The 12,918-nt window shown below is 64.8% G+C and carries 10 protein-coding genes and 2 pseudogenes; 7 read left to right on the top strand and 5 right to left on the bottom strand.

What is annotated here, in order from left to right; all coding sequences use genetic code 11:
* Nucleotides 1-100: pseudogene (locus K0S66_RS16480) on the top strand (IS481 family transposase); the annotation flags it as partial.
* Nucleotides 101-145: 45 nt separating this feature from the next.
* Here the strand turns inward: K0S66_RS16480 and K0S66_RS16475 are convergent.
* Nucleotides 146-3,097 (bottom strand): insulinase family protein, encoded by a 2,952-nt coding sequence (locus K0S66_RS16475; protein ID WP_301076562.1) that lies wholly within the window; start codon nucleotides 3,095-3,097, stop codon nucleotides 146-148.
* Between the two features lie 163 nt (nucleotides 3,098-3,260).
* Here K0S66_RS16475 and K0S66_RS16470 point away from each other — a divergent pair, with 163 nt between their 5' ends.
* The gene (locus K0S66_RS16470; protein WP_301076561.1) at nucleotides 3,261-4,112 is read left to right on the top strand and encodes an aspartyl/asparaginyl beta-hydroxylase domain-containing protein; all 852 of its coding nucleotides are present in this window, start codon (nucleotides 3,261-3,263) and stop codon (nucleotides 4,110-4,112) included.
* A 49-nt stretch (nucleotides 4,113-4,161) separates the two neighbouring features.
* Here K0S66_RS16470 and rimM read toward each other — a convergent pair whose 3' ends face one another.
* The 3 genes from rimM to ffh form a co-directional block, all read right to left on the bottom strand.
* Nucleotides 4,162-4,722: a ribosome maturation factor RimM gene (gene rimM / locus K0S66_RS16465; RefSeq protein WP_301076560.1), complete on the bottom strand. Its 561-nt coding sequence runs from the start codon at nucleotides 4,720-4,722 to the stop codon at nucleotides 4,162-4,164.
* Nucleotides 4,723-4,823: 101 nt separating this feature from the next.
* Nucleotides 4,824-5,279, bottom strand: coding sequence for a 30S ribosomal protein S16 (gene rpsP, locus K0S66_RS16460; protein WP_301076559.1), 456 nt, complete (start codon nucleotides 5,277-5,279; stop codon nucleotides 4,824-4,826).
* Nucleotides 5,280-5,366: 87 nt separating this feature from the next.
* Nucleotides 5,367-6,872 (bottom strand): signal recognition particle protein, encoded by a 1,506-nt coding sequence (ffh, locus tag K0S66_RS16455; RefSeq protein ID WP_301076558.1) that lies wholly within the window; start codon nucleotides 6,870-6,872, stop codon nucleotides 5,367-5,369.
* Between the two features lie 198 nt (nucleotides 6,873-7,070).
* Here ffh and K0S66_RS16450 point away from each other — a divergent pair, with 198 nt between their 5' ends.
* Nucleotides 7,071-8,687: an EAL domain-containing protein gene (locus tag K0S66_RS16450; protein ID WP_301076557.1), complete on the top strand. Its 1,617-nt coding sequence runs from the start codon at nucleotides 7,071-7,073 to the stop codon at nucleotides 8,685-8,687.
* Nucleotides 8,688-8,708: 21 nt separating this feature from the next.
* On the opposite strand, the pseudogene K0S66_RS16445 reads toward K0S66_RS16450, so the two are convergent.
* Nucleotides 8,709-9,044: pseudogene (locus tag K0S66_RS16445) on the bottom strand (ATP-binding protein); the annotation flags it as partial.
* Between the two features lie 168 nt (nucleotides 9,045-9,212).
* Here K0S66_RS16445 and K0S66_RS16440 point away from each other — a divergent pair.
* Genes K0S66_RS16440 through K0S66_RS16425 form a run of 4 tightly spaced genes read left to right on the top strand, consistent with a single transcriptional unit; the run spans nucleotide 9,213 to nucleotide 12,836 of the window.
* On the top strand, nucleotides 9,213-9,941 hold the full coding sequence (locus K0S66_RS16440) for a Tn7 transposase TnsA N-terminal domain-containing protein (RefSeq protein ID WP_301076556.1): 729 nt from the start codon (nucleotides 9,213-9,215) through the stop codon (nucleotides 9,939-9,941).
* Between the two features lie 54 nt (nucleotides 9,942-9,995).
* Entirely contained in the window at nucleotides 9,996-11,933 is a 1,938-nt protein-coding gene (locus K0S66_RS16435; protein ID WP_301076555.1) for a Mu transposase C-terminal domain-containing protein, read from the top strand.
* On the top strand, nucleotides 11,930-12,253 hold the full coding sequence (locus K0S66_RS16430; protein ID WP_301076554.1) for a TniB family NTP-binding protein: 324 nt from the start codon (nucleotides 11,930-11,932) through the stop codon (nucleotides 12,251-12,253). The genes K0S66_RS16435 and K0S66_RS16430 overlap by 4 nt, the downstream gene beginning before the upstream one ends.
* 4 nt (nucleotides 12,254-12,257) lie before the next feature.
* Complete coding sequence (locus K0S66_RS16425) at nucleotides 12,258-12,836, top strand: TniB family NTP-binding protein (protein ID WP_301076553.1); 579 nt, start codon at nucleotides 12,258-12,260, stop codon at nucleotides 12,834-12,836.
* Nucleotides 12,837-12,918 lie beyond the last annotated feature (82 nt).

The raw sequence follows: 12,918 nt of genomic DNA, 5'->3' as shown, positions 1-12,918 counted from the left end.
CGGCCTCACACCCTACGAATACATTGCCAAGATCTGGACGTCAGAGCCAGACCGGTTCATCGTCAATCCGATCCACCAGATGCCGGGACTAAACACCTAAGAAAATCGCCGCGCGTTCCAGAACGAACCGCGCGGCGTCTTTCGTTTACTTGCTGGCGGGAGCCTTCGGCAGCACCACCAAGGTCCAGTCCTTCTCAGGCCGCAGATACTTTGCGGCGGTCGCCTGCAGCGTCTGAGGGGTGATACCCATATAGTCGTCGACCAGCGTCTTGGCGCCGCCCAGCCGGTTGGGGTCATAAGCGCCGCCACTCACCTGCAGCAGCCAGAACTGGTTCCCCGACGATGCGCGCGCCAGATACTGCATCATCGGCCCCACCGCACGGCGCAGTTCATCCTCGCTGACCGGCGTCGCCACCAGCTCTGCCGCAATCTCACGGCTCAGCTTGTAGAACAGCTCGACGTTCTCCGGCGCCACTTGACCGACTGCGATCATGCGTCCGCCCGATGACAGGCCCAGCGGCCACTGGCTCACCGCGCTGGGGCTGTAGCTCGCCCCTGCGACCGAGCGGAGGCGATCGAAGAGGCGATCCGCGAATATGGCCGAGAGGATATCGAGACGACGACTTTCAGCGATCCCGTCGCTGCCGCCGCCGGTCGGCCACGCGATTACAGCAGCCGCCTGAGTATCAGCGCCCTGGTGCGTCAGGGTGACGGGACGGTCATTGTGCGGCGGGAAAGACGCATTGGCAGCCACCGGCGCTGTCTCAGGCCGCGGCTTCAACGCGCCGAACGTCTTGGCGACAGCCGCTACGGCTTCATCCCCGGTCACATCGCCGAACACGTCGACTTCGATCGGGCCCGTCGCCAGCAACGGCTCCCACAACTGCCGGAACGCCTCGGGCGTCAGCGCGTCGATCTCCTCCCGCGTGGGCGGGCCCCAGCGCGGATCACCATTGCGCAGCTTGCGCTCCAGATCCCGCGACAACACGCCATCGGGCGAGGAGTCGAAACCGGCGTAGCCGGCCAGCGCGCCGGCCTTGGCGCGCAGCACCGGCGCCGGGTCCCAGCGCGGCGCGGCTAGCTTCGCCGCCATCAGCGCAAGGTTATCGGCGTAGTCGCCCGGGGTGGTCATTGCGCTCATGACGAACGCGTCGTCGGTGATGTCGAAGTCCAGCCCCATCCGGCGCCCAGTGGTTAGGGCGTCGAGATCGCTCTGGTTCCACTTGCCGATCCCGCCCGGGATCAGCGCGCTGTCGGCGGCCCAGGCCACCGTCGGCTTGTCGGCGGGAAGCGCGCTATAGCCACGGCCGAAGCGGACGCGCAGGTACACGCGGCCAGTCTCTGAGGCGTTCGGATACATCAGCATCCGCACCCCGTTCGAGAATGTCACCTTCTCGATCCCGGGATCGGCGATCGTTTCGCGCGCCGTGACCGTGCCGGGCTTGCCGAGCTTCGGCAGGTCCTTGAAGTTCACGTTGGTCTGGCGATCACGCCGTCCAGCCAGCTTCGCGACGTCGGCGGTCAGCGCGGTCGCCAGCTTGGCAGCCGCGCCCGGATCCGCGACGCGGGTGTTGACGATCGCGCGCTGCGCATCGCCCTTGAACACGCGCCGGGTCGATTCGAGGACACCCGCCGCCGAGAACATCCCCTTCTTCTTGGCGTCGAGGAAGATGTTGTACGATTCCTGCGGGCCGGCCACCGTTTCGCGAATGTCGAGCGCCTGCACCATGTCGTCGGCCTGCTTGGAGCCGGCCTCCACGCGTGCCGTCTCGACCTCGTTGCGCATCGCGCCTTCGAATTCGGCCGCTTCCCGATCAACCTCGGCCTGGCTGGGCGCGGCGGTCATTGCATCCGCGATCACGGCGCGCACATCCTTCAACGCCGCCTCCCAATCGTCACCAATCGGCAGGATGCTGACAAAGGTACCGTTGGTCGACCGGGCTACATCCTCCAGGTTCACGCTCGCCTGAAGGAAGCTGCCGCCCGCTCGCGCGCGGTCTTCCAACCGCCGGTTGATGACTCGCATCGCGACCAGGTCGACCAGGCGCCTCTGGTTGAAGATGATCGTGTCGTCCTGATACGTCCACGGCCGCAGCGTCGCGCTAATCACCAGCGGCGGCAGCGAGGGTTCGTTGATCGCGGCGGTCGGCGTCGCCTTCGGATCGGGCTTGCCGAAATCCGGGTCCGCCGGATCGGGTCCAACCCCCTTCCACCCGCCGAAGTTCTTGACGACCAACCGGGCGGCAATCGCAGGATCGATATCGCCCGAGATTATGACGACGGTGCGCGCCGGACGATACCACCGCTGGTGGAACGCCAGCACGCTCTCTGGCGTCGCCGCTTCCAGGGTCTTGACGTTCCCGATCGGCGAACGGTCGGCGAGCGGCTGCCCGGCAAACAGAACAGCGTTGCGCGCATCTGACAGGCGGACCTGCGGCCCTGGCGCTTCACGCTGCTCGGCGAGCACTGCGGGCCGCTCCGCCGCCAGGCCCTGCGCATTGATGCCCGGCGCGGACATCATTCCGGCAAAGATCTTCAGGCTTTCGTCGAGATTGGCTTCGGTCGCAGCTGGAAGGTCGAGCTTGTAGACCGTCTGTGTCGGCGTCGTTTGCGCATTCGAATCCGAACCGAAGGTGGCGCCGAACCGCTGCCACACTCGCTTCGCTTCGCCGTCCGGGACATATTTGGAGCCGCGGAACGACAGATGTTCGATCAGATGCGCATAGCCGCGCTCGGCGTCGGTCTCGTTCAGCGATCCGGCGTCGATACGTACGCGTACGGCCACCTGGCCAGGCGGGACGCCGTTCTTGCGCACGGCATAGCGCAATCCATTCGGCAAAGCGCCGAAGTTCCACGCCGTGTCGGGCGGAATATCCGATCCCTTGAACAGCCATGGCGATGTATCGACTTGGACGGATGCCGGGTCGATGATCGTGCCCTGCACCGGCACGCTGGGCTTCGCCGTTGCGACCGCGGTGCGGCTGGCGGTGGCAGGCGCTTTCTTCGCCGCCTGCTGTCCGATGGCCGGAACGGCCGCCAAGGCGAGAAGGGAAACAACGGCGAACGGCGCAGCAAGCGCGCGCGGAAATGCGGTCATGCGGCTGCTTCTAGCCTGCCCGCGGCGCCGCCGCCACACCCCGCCCACGATCTTTCGATGACCGTCTCGCCGCCATGTTTTGGACCCGAATCGCGCCTAGGCGATCACCTCGAACGTCCTGGCCTGCTGCGTGCGCGTCGGATTCAGATGACGGATAGGTAACGTGAACACGATCTCCCCTTCCCGAGCGGCCACGCTTCCCGACGCGTCGCACAGTGCACCGCTCCTTGTCCCAAATGTCCGCGCCGTTTCGGGCGCGCCGGCCGCGTCGGACGAACTGAAGGCGGATCCCAACCGGCCGCTGATCATCCGTGTCGGCAAGCACCTGCGCGGTGTATTCGATCGCCTGATCGCCAGCTCATCGCTGGTACCGAACGACCCTGTTCTCGACGTGCGCACCTTCCCCTGGACGCAGTTGCTGCGGGACAATTGGGACGTGATCCGGGCCGAGGCGATGAATGTGGCACTGCGTGGCCAGGCGGCGCCCAGCCTCGCCACCATCTCGCCCGATCATCGTTCGATCGCGCAGGTCAACATGTGGCGCTCGTTCTTCATCTGGGGATACGGCTACCGAATCGACGAGAACGCCGATCGCTGCCCGACGACCGCCCGGCTCGTTGAACAGATCCCAGGGCTGAACAGCGCCTTCTTCTCGATCCTGGCGCCGGGAACGCACATTCCCGCGCACCGCGGCGTGTCAAAGGGCCTGATTACCTGTCATCTTGGCCTGATCGTGCCGGACGACGGCGACGTGCGGATGCGCGTCGACACCCGGATCGTGCGCTGGCGCGAGGGCGAGACGCTGGTGTTTGACGATACCTATGATCATGAGGTGTGGAACGAGACGCAGGGCACCCGCGTGGTTCTTCTGGTTCAGTTCGAACGGCCGCTGCGCAATCCCGGCAAGTGGCTGGCAGACTTCTTCCTCGGCTTCGTTCGCCGCTCGGCTTTCGTGCAGGAAGCGCGCAACAACATTTCGCTGTGGAATGCGGCCGTGAAGCAGATGGACGTCTGAGGGGTTAGTCACCTGCTGCCGGTCACCATCACCGGCGCAGCACAGCGGCTCAGGCGTCGGCGAACGCCGCTGCAATCACCATCCGCTCGGCATTCCATTCCGGAACTGCCTGCTCGTTCATCGGCACCATGAAACGCTTGCCGTTGGGACGCTCCACCTCGATCACGTCGCCAGCGCCGAAATTCTCGACTGACACAACGCTGCCCAGGTTCTCGCCCGCGTCCGACACCGCCGGCAATCCCAACAGATCGGCGTGATAATACTCGCCCTTTGCCAACGGGGGCAGCGCGGCACGTGGAACCGATAGTTCCACCCCACGCAACGCTTCCGCGGCGGTACGGTCGGCCACTTCCGCGAACCTTGCGATCGCGCCCCGAACGCTCCTGAGCGTCAGAGTACCACCGTTGAAGGAGGTATAGCCGGCCAGGTCATCGGCGAAGAGCTTCAGCTTCACCTCACCGCCGATGCCATGCGCTCCGGTGATGACCGCCAGTACGACCTGAGGCTCACCCGTTGGCGGAGTCCTTGTCGCCGGAGGGGGCGTCGTCGGCGCCTTCGGCGGGTTCTGACGCGGAGACGCCTTCGTTGCTGGCGACTTTCTCGTCGTCATCACTTGCGGTCCTGGGGTCCGGGGAGCCGGGCTTGGGTTGGGTGGTCATGGCACGTTCCTTTCGCTTGCGAAGGAAAACGCGCCATGACCCGATTTGATGCTTACTGCTCGGCCGTCGCGTCGGCGACCTTCTCGGCCTCAGCGGTCGGCGTCTCGGTCGCTGCGTCGACTTCAGCCGCAACAACGGCCTCGGTCTCTGCCTGCGACGCTTCTTCAGCGGCCTTCAGCTTCTCGGCACGCTCCTCGGCGCGCTCCTTGGCCTTCTCGCCGGGCTCGGCCTTCTTCGGATTGGCGCGGGCCGGACGCTCACGAACGCCAGCGGCATCCAGGAAGCGAGCAACACGATCGGTCGGCTGTGCGCCGTTGCCCAGCCAGTGCTTCGCACGCTCGGCGTCCAGAACCACGCGCTTCTCGTCATCCTTGCCGAGCAGCGGGTTGTAGTTGCCGATCTTCTCGATGAAGCGGCCATCGCGCGGGCTGCGCGCGTCAGCCACGACGATGCGATAGTACGGACGCTTCTTGGAGCCGCCACGCGACAGGCGAATGCTGAGTGCCATTGTAGTCTTCCTTGCCTTCTGATTTCATCGTCCCTGCGCCAGCGGGGATCCTTTGTTGACAGTCGTGCCCCGCAGCGGGGCGGTTGCTTATTTCTTGAACTTCGGAAAGCCTGGCGGCAGTCCGCCGCCCCCCCCCGGCAGGCCCGGAAGCCCGCCGCCGGCCTTGCCCAGCATGTCGCCCAGTTCCGGGCCGCCCAGCGCATTGCCGATGCCGGCCATGCCGCCACCGGGACCGCCCTTGCCGAGCATCGCGAGCATCCCCTTGATGCCGCCCATCTTGCGAATCTTCTTCATCGCCGTGGACATTTCCTGGTGCATCTTCAGCAGCTTGTTCACGTCCTGAACGGTCGTGCCGCTGCCCTTGGCGATGCGGATCTTGCGCTTGGCGTTGATCAGTTCCGGCTTGGTCCGCTCTTTGGGCGTCATCGACGTGATCATCGCGTCCATGCGCAGCAGGATGCGTTCGTCGACAGCACCGTTCGCCATCGCCGCCTGCGCCTTCTTCATGCCTGGGATCATGCCGGCCAGCGCGCCCAGGCCGCCCATGCGGCGCATCTGCGCCAGCTGCCCGCGCAGATCGTCCATGTCGAACTGACCCTTGGCCAGCTTCGCCGCCATGCGCTCGGCGTCTTCCTGCTGGATCGACTCAGCAGCCCGCTCAACCAGGCTGACCACGTCGCCCATGCCGAGGATACGGCCGGCAACCCGCTCGGCATGGAACGCCTCAAGCGCATCCATCTTTTCGCCGACGCCGGCGAACTTGATCGGCTTGCCGGTGACCGCGCGCATCGACAGCGCCGCACCACCGCGCGCATCGCCGTCCATACGGGTCAGCACAACGCCAGTCAGCGGCACCTGTTCGGAGAAGCTTTGCGCGACATTGACCGCGTCCTGGCCGGTCAGCGAATCGACGACGAGCAGGATCTCCTGTGGCGTGGCGATTTCCGCCACTGCCTTCATCTCGTCCATCAACCCCTGGTCGACGTGGAGACGCCCGGCAGTGTCGAGCATCAGGACATCAAAGCCCTGCAGCTTGGCCGCCTGCAGCGCGCGACGGGCGATATCGACGGGCTGCTGCCCGGCAACGATCGGCAGCGTCTGGACGTCGATCTGCTTGCCCAGCGTCGCCAGCTGTTCCTGCGCTGCCGGACGATTGACGTCGAGCGACGCCATCAGGACCTTCTTGCGATCCTTGCCGCCCTTGCCGCCGGACAGGCGCTTCGCGATCTTCGCCGTCGTGGTGGTCTTACCGGAACCCTGCAGGCCGACCATCATCACCACCGCGGGCGGCGTGACGTCGATCTTCAGCTCTGCCGCTTCGGGATCGTCGCCGCCCAACATCGCGACCAGCGCGTCGTTGACGATCTTGACGACCTGCTGCCCCGGCGTCACCGATCGCAGGACGTTCTGGCCGATTGCCTTTTCCGTCGCTTCGTCGACGAACTGGCGGGCGACCGGCAATGCGACGTCGGCTTCCAGCAACGCGATGCGCACTTCGCGCATGGCCTGCCGGACATCGGCCTCGGTCAGCGCACCGCGGCCGCGAAGACGGTCGAATACGCCGCCAAGACGATCGCTCAGGCTGTCGAACATCGCGTCAAAACTCCTTTCTTCCGCCCAAACGCAAAAGCGCCGGCGGGCGAAACCTCGCCGGCCAGCGTGCACCACAATGGGTGCTTGTCTTCAGCGTTCAACTCGGAACGTTGTGCGGCCTCTACTGCAAACACGGATCCGGGGCAAGCATCCGCCAGTTAACAAATTATACATGCCGCGCGCTCAGAAGGGGGGAAGATGGATGACTCGGCGCCCTCCCCCCAGGTCCCGCGCGGCTCTGCCGAACCGCGCGCTACGCCTGCTGGTCGCATAACGATCGCCGCGATTGGGCTGTTCGCAGCACTGCTCGGCGCGACCGGCGCCACGCTGCTGCAACGCGCCTTTGGCAGCGGCGGGCGCGTCGACGATCTGATGGTTCTCGCGCTGCTTCTCAATGTCGTGCTGATCCTGGTGGGCTGGCGGCGCCATCAGCAGATCGCCCAGTTGGTCGGACAGCGGCTCGCGAACGGTGCCCGCACCCGCCTCACACCGACTAGCGATCCGTTGACCGGCTTGCTCAATCGCCGGGCGTTAACAGAACAGGGCAGCGCCATGCTGCTGGACGCGACCCGGCGCCATCGGGCCGCTGCGATGTTGTTGGTCGATCTCGATCGCTTCCGCCCGGTCAACGAACTTCATGGCCACGCCATGGGGGACAAGCTGCTCGCCCGCGTCGCCAGCCACATCCAGGCCGAACTGCCGCCCTTTGCGCTCGCTGGGCGACTCGGCGGCGATGAGTTTGCCTGCGCCTTCGTCTTCGACCCGCGTGATCCCGACACGGTACAGCGTATCGCAGAGCGCTTGGTCAGCCGCCTCGCCCAGCCGTTCGAGATTGACGGCGTGGCAATACAGATCACGGCTACCATCGGCCTTGCACGCTCCGATGTGGAACGCGGTTCGATCGACGCGCTGATGCGCGCTGCGGAAATCGCAATGTGCGCCGCCAAGGAGGCCGGGCGAAATCGTGCGGGGTGGTTCGAACCCGCTATGGCGCGCGCGCTGCATGCCCGCAACGAACTGGAGAACGGCCTGCGCCAAGCGATCCCGGCAGGTCAGATCGTGCCGTATTTCGAACAGCAGATCGATCTCGCTACGGGGCAGCTGTTCGGGTTCGAGGTGCTCGCGCGCTGGGAACACCCCTTGCACGGCGTCATCCCGCCTGAACGGTTCATCACCATCGCCGAACAAAGCGGCATGATCGCCGATCTGTCGCTGTCGCTGATGCGCCACGCCTTTCACGCCGCGCGGGATTGGGATTCCTCCCTCAGCCTGTCGATCAACATTTCGCCCGCGCAGCTGCGCGATGCTTGGCTTCCGCAGAAGATCATCAAGCTCCTGCTCGAAACCGGCTTCCCCGCGCATCGGCTGGAGATTGAAATCACCGAAGGCGCCCTGTTCGAGAACCTGCCCCTCGCGCAGTCGATCGTCGGCAGCCTCAAGAACCAGGGCATTCGCGTCGCACTGGATGATTTCGGCACCGGCCATTCCAGCCTCGGCCACCTACGCGCCCTGCCGTTCGACCGGATCAAGATCGACCGCAGCGTGGTAAAGTCGGTCGCCGGCCATAGCGACAGCGCCGCGGTCGTTGGCGCCATTGCGGGCCTGGGTGCCAGCCTCAACCTGCCGGTGACGGCGGAAGGCGTCGAGGACATCGAAACCGAAGGCTGGCTGCGCAACCTAGGATGCGCGCGCGGACAAGGCTATCTGTACGGACGCCCGATGAACTCCGCGAACACGCGCCGGCTACTGGCCGAGCGGCGGTTGCTGGTGCCTGGCGCCCCCTTGCTCGATCCGGATCACCGCCTCGCTAGCTGACCGGGATCGCCGGTTCCGCTCTCAGTTGGTTGGTGCACGCCGGCGATAGCTCAGCGCCTCGGCAACATGGATCCGGCCCACGCCTCCCGCTCCCGCCATATCGGCGATCGTGCGCGCGACACGCAGGATGCGCGTATATCCTCGGGCCGATAGCCGCATTGCTTCGGCCGCCTGCGCCAACAGCGCGCGTCCGTCGGCATCAGGCGCGCAGAAAGTTTCTAGCAGTTCACCATCCGCGTCTGCGTTGGTCCGGATGCCGTGGTCGCGATATCGATCCGCCTGGATCGCGCGCACAGCGCCAACTCGCGCTGCCACCTCTGCCGATCCTTCCGACGGCGGCGGCAGCATCAGATCGGCTGTGAATCCGGAAACTATGTCGGACCGGATGAGGGCTCAAGCCTCGAACCTCGCACAAGACAGTCGGAATAGCTGACAAGTTAGCACGACCAGTTTGTAGAAAGGAAAAAGCACATGCGACCAGTTTCGCGTGGCGGGAGAGCCGTAACCTACTCTAAAGTCGGCCTCATGGTCTTGAAAGAGCACTTCCAGCAGCGTCCCATCGACGCTACGTTCAGCTCGTTCCGAAGCATGGTTCCGCTGCGCACACCCTCCGGGGCCCAGCACGTCGAATCCGAATTGGAGGCCGAACTGCTGGAGCAGCTGGCCTTCGCGCCCGGAACCTACGATCTGCTGACCCAGCCAATCATCGAATACGCGACGAACGGCAGAACGCGGCGATACACCCCCGACATTGTCGTGCAACTGCACGCGTCGTTGGACGACGGACCCTGCCGCTACGTCATCGAGGTGAAGCGCCGGGCGGACCTGATCGCCAATGCGACGCAATACGCCCCAAAGTTCCAAGCCGGTCGGGTCGCCGCCGAGAACATGGGGGCCGCCTTCCGCATCATGGCCGAGGACCGCATACGCACCCCCTACCTCACGAACGCCCGCCTGCTCCGACGCCATCTCGACTCCGACCCGGAACTCGCTGCCTTCGACCTCATCCGCCGCGAACTCGGCACGCAGGGCGTTACCGTGACGGAGGCGATTAGGCTGCTGTGCGGGCTGGGTATGGAGGAACCCGACATTCGCGCAGGCATCGAGCAGGCGGTCGCCTGGCGCATGCTGCTGTGCGACCTTGCCCGGCCGTTCAATGACTCCAGCGTCGTCCGAGCCCGCGAGCCGGGGGAACAACCCGGGCGCAATCACGACCCGCTGCTCAGGTCACTGCTAGACGCAGTTTCTGCGTGAACATTATAGAAACATGATGTAAGCTAGGCGGACCCGTTAGCGGCCGAGGTCAAGATGAAGATCGGCACGAAGAAGGGCGACAAGGTCCGATATGGCGGCGCTGAGATGCGCGTCGTAGGAGCGCGCGACCTCGACACGCTCGTGGTGGTCAGCGCCGAAGGCGAATATTTCAACGCGTCAATCAAGGACCTTGGGGCGGAGGTCTCGGGCAAGGACCGGTCCGGCACCACCGTCGACCTCAAGCGCGCCGCGAAGGTGCCCGCCTATGTCGCGGCGCTAGGTCCACTGCTCGACAACGATCGCAACACAAAGGCGGCAGTGACGGATGCCGCGAAGAAGCTCGGCATCTCCACCTCCGCCGCGTACGACGCGATCAGGCGGTTCCGCGACACGGGCATGACCGACCAGCTGCCGCCCCCGACCAGGCCGGGCGGAAGGGGCAAGTCGCGGATCAACCCCAAGGCGCAGAAGATCATCGAGGAGGTGCTGGAAGCGACCGTGCTGAAGCGCGGCGGAGCCAAGCCCCGCAAGTTCTTCCGCGAGGTCAAGCGCAGGCTTGAGAAGGCCGGACTGGAGGTCTCCCAAGCCACCCTGGCCGATCGCCTGACCAAGATTCCGGAGCACCGCTGGACCAAGACGCGCAAGGGATACAACGAAACACGCAAAACCCACGATCCGATCAGGGACCACTACCCCGAGGTCCATCGCCCGCTAGAGGTCGTGCAGATCGACCACTGGAAAGCGGATATCGAGATCCTGTCCGACGACCGGCTGCAGACGATCGGCCGCGTCTGGATCACGCTCGCCATCGACGTCTATTCGCGCATGGTGTTCGGCATGCATGTCGGCATCGACCCGCCGAGCACCACCACGTTCGCAATGGCGATGATCAACGGCATGACCCGCAAGGACGTGATCGCGGAGCGATACGGGCTCGAATGGGACAATCCGATGGGCGGCAAGCCCGAGCGGCTGGAAGCAGACAACGCGGGCGAGTTCACCGGTCAGTCGGCCAACGCGTCGGCCGCGCACTTCCGCATTCGCCTGAAGTGGCGCCCACTCGGTCAACCGCAGTACGGCGCGCATATCGAGCGGCTAAACGGCAATCTGGCCGTGCGGTTCAAGGACCTGCCCGGCGCCACCGGCGCCACCCCCGCCGAACGCGGGGAGCTCCGCCCGGAGATGACGGCTGCCTTCACGCTGGAAGACGTAACCAAGCACGCGTGGATGATTGTGGACGAATATCACAACGACGTCCACACCGGGATCGGCATGCCGCCTCTGGAGAAGTTCAGGGGCTACTATTTCGGACCAAACGGCCAGAAGCACCGCCTGCCCGACGTGTACGTCGACAGCCTACAGTTCCGCATCCACTGGTTCCCGCTCGTGAAGCGCAGCATTCAGCGCTACGGCATCAGGATCGACCATCTCGACTACTACAGCGAGTCGCTGGAGTGGCTGGTGAGGAACCGCAAGAGCTACGGTCAACTTGAAATCAGGCGGCACCCGTTCGACGTGCGCGTCATCTACGTCAAACACCCCGACCGTGCAGCCGAGGACCCCGAGGCTAAAGACGGCGACGAGTGGATCCCGGTCTACATCCGTCAGCTTAACTTCCCCGAGGCCAGCATTTTCGAGCTGCAGGCCGCGCGGCGCGAGGCGCTGCGGCGCAAGCGCGAACCGACGCCCGAGCAGCTGGGTAAGATCATCGACGAGCAGCATCGCCACATCGCGGAGGCAATCAAGAAGACCAAGAGCGCCCAGCGCGAGGCAACGCGGCAGTCGCACCATGGCCGGATCAGGAAAGAGGCCCCCGTCCCGTTGGCCCAGACCGGCGCAACGGCGAGGTTCACGAGTCCCACATCGGCGGCGCCGCCCCCCGAAGAGCACCGTGGCGGGAAAGGTGAAGCCCAGCAACAAACCGCCAAGGGCAGCATCACCGACATCCTTTCGGGCGTTAGTGACGACGACGTGGAGGCGATGTTCGGATGAGCGACACCTACGACAACCCGACGCTTCGGCCGGAAATGCAGGAGTTCCTCGATATCGAGGGTCGCGACCGCCTCTATCAGTGCTGGAACCGGGTCTGGATCCCGACGCCATCGACCAAGGACGCTTTCCTTGCGCTTCAGGATTGCATGAACTCAGCACCTTCCACGAAGCCTCGGGGTCTAATCATCACCGGCGACGCCGACACGGGCAAGAGCCGCACGATGACAGCATTTCGCGACCTCCATCAGCCGCGCATAGATCCGGAAAAGCGAATACGCCGAGCACCGTGTCATCTATCTGACCGCGCCCGACAACCCTGATCCGGTGATCGTGCTCAAGAAGATCCTGGCTGCACTCGGCCACCCGCTCCGCTACAACCCGTCCCCGGCCGACCTGCGCAGCCACGCAGTAACGATGCTGAAGGCCTGCCGCGTAGGAACCGTGATGATCGATGAGATCCACGACATTTCGCGCGACAGCCGCATGAGCTCCAAGATCGTCAACTTTCTTGTGTTCATGAAGAACCTGATCAACGACACGGGACGACCGTTCGTAGTAGGCGGAACCCAGGTCGTCCTCGACATGATAGCGAGCGAGGATCAGGTGGCCGGCAGGCTGAATACCGTCGTGAAGCTGAAGCCATTCACACTGGCCGAGTTCGTGCCGATCCTGCTCGCCTTCGAGCGCATGCTCCCGCTGCGTCGGCAGTCTCGGTTTCGTGAGAACGAAACACTCATCCAGCTCGCATACACGCTGACCCAAGGTTACGTGGGGCGTCTCAACTACCTGCTGGAGGACGCCTGCAAAATTGCCATTGACACGGGCGAGGAGCGAATCAGCACATCCACGATCGACCGGGTCAAGGATCGCAGCATCGTGTCGGTGGGCCGGCGGGTGGCGTGATGCCGGTCGAGACACTGCTCCCGCGTCGACTGCCAAGGCCGGCAATACAGCCTTGGCCATTCCTGATTAACCGTGCGTCACA

The organism is Sphingomonas sp., assembly GCF_029239295.1.
GTDB lineage: Bacteria > Pseudomonadota > Alphaproteobacteria > Sphingomonadales > Sphingomonadaceae > Sphingomonas.
The sequence above is the reverse complement of the archived record's forward strand: the minus strand, read 5'-3'. Positions and strand labels throughout refer to the sequence as shown.

Bases quoted from the DNA above. Each gene is read 5' to 3' on its own strand.
- rpsP (WP_301076559.1), bottom strand. From the start codon at position 5,279: ATGGCACTCAGCATTCGCCTGTCGCGTGGCGGCTCCAAGAAGCGTCCG.
- ffh (WP_301076558.1), bottom strand. From the start codon at position 6,872: ATGTTCGACAGCCTGAGCGATCGTCTTGGCGGCGTATTCGACCGTCTT.
- rimM (WP_301076560.1), bottom strand. From the start codon at position 4,722: ATGACGACGAGAAAGTCGCCAGCAACGAAGGCGTCTCCGCGTCAGAAC.
- K0S66_RS16440 (WP_301076556.1), top strand. From the start codon at position 9,213: ATGGTCTTGAAAGAGCACTTCCAGCAGCGTCCCATCGACGCTACGTTC.
- K0S66_RS16475 (WP_301076562.1), bottom strand. From the start codon at position 3,097: ATGACCGCATTTCCGCGCGCGCTTGCTGCGCCGTTCGCCGTTGTTTCC.
- K0S66_RS16450 (WP_301076557.1), top strand. From the start codon at position 7,071: ATGGATGACTCGGCGCCCTCCCCCCAGGTCCCGCGCGGCTCTGCCGAA.
- K0S66_RS16435 (WP_301076555.1), top strand. From the start codon at position 9,996: ATGAAGATCGGCACGAAGAAGGGCGACAAGGTCCGATATGGCGGCGCT.
- K0S66_RS16430 (WP_301076554.1), top strand. From the start codon at position 11,930: ATGAGCGACACCTACGACAACCCGACGCTTCGGCCGGAAATGCAGGAG.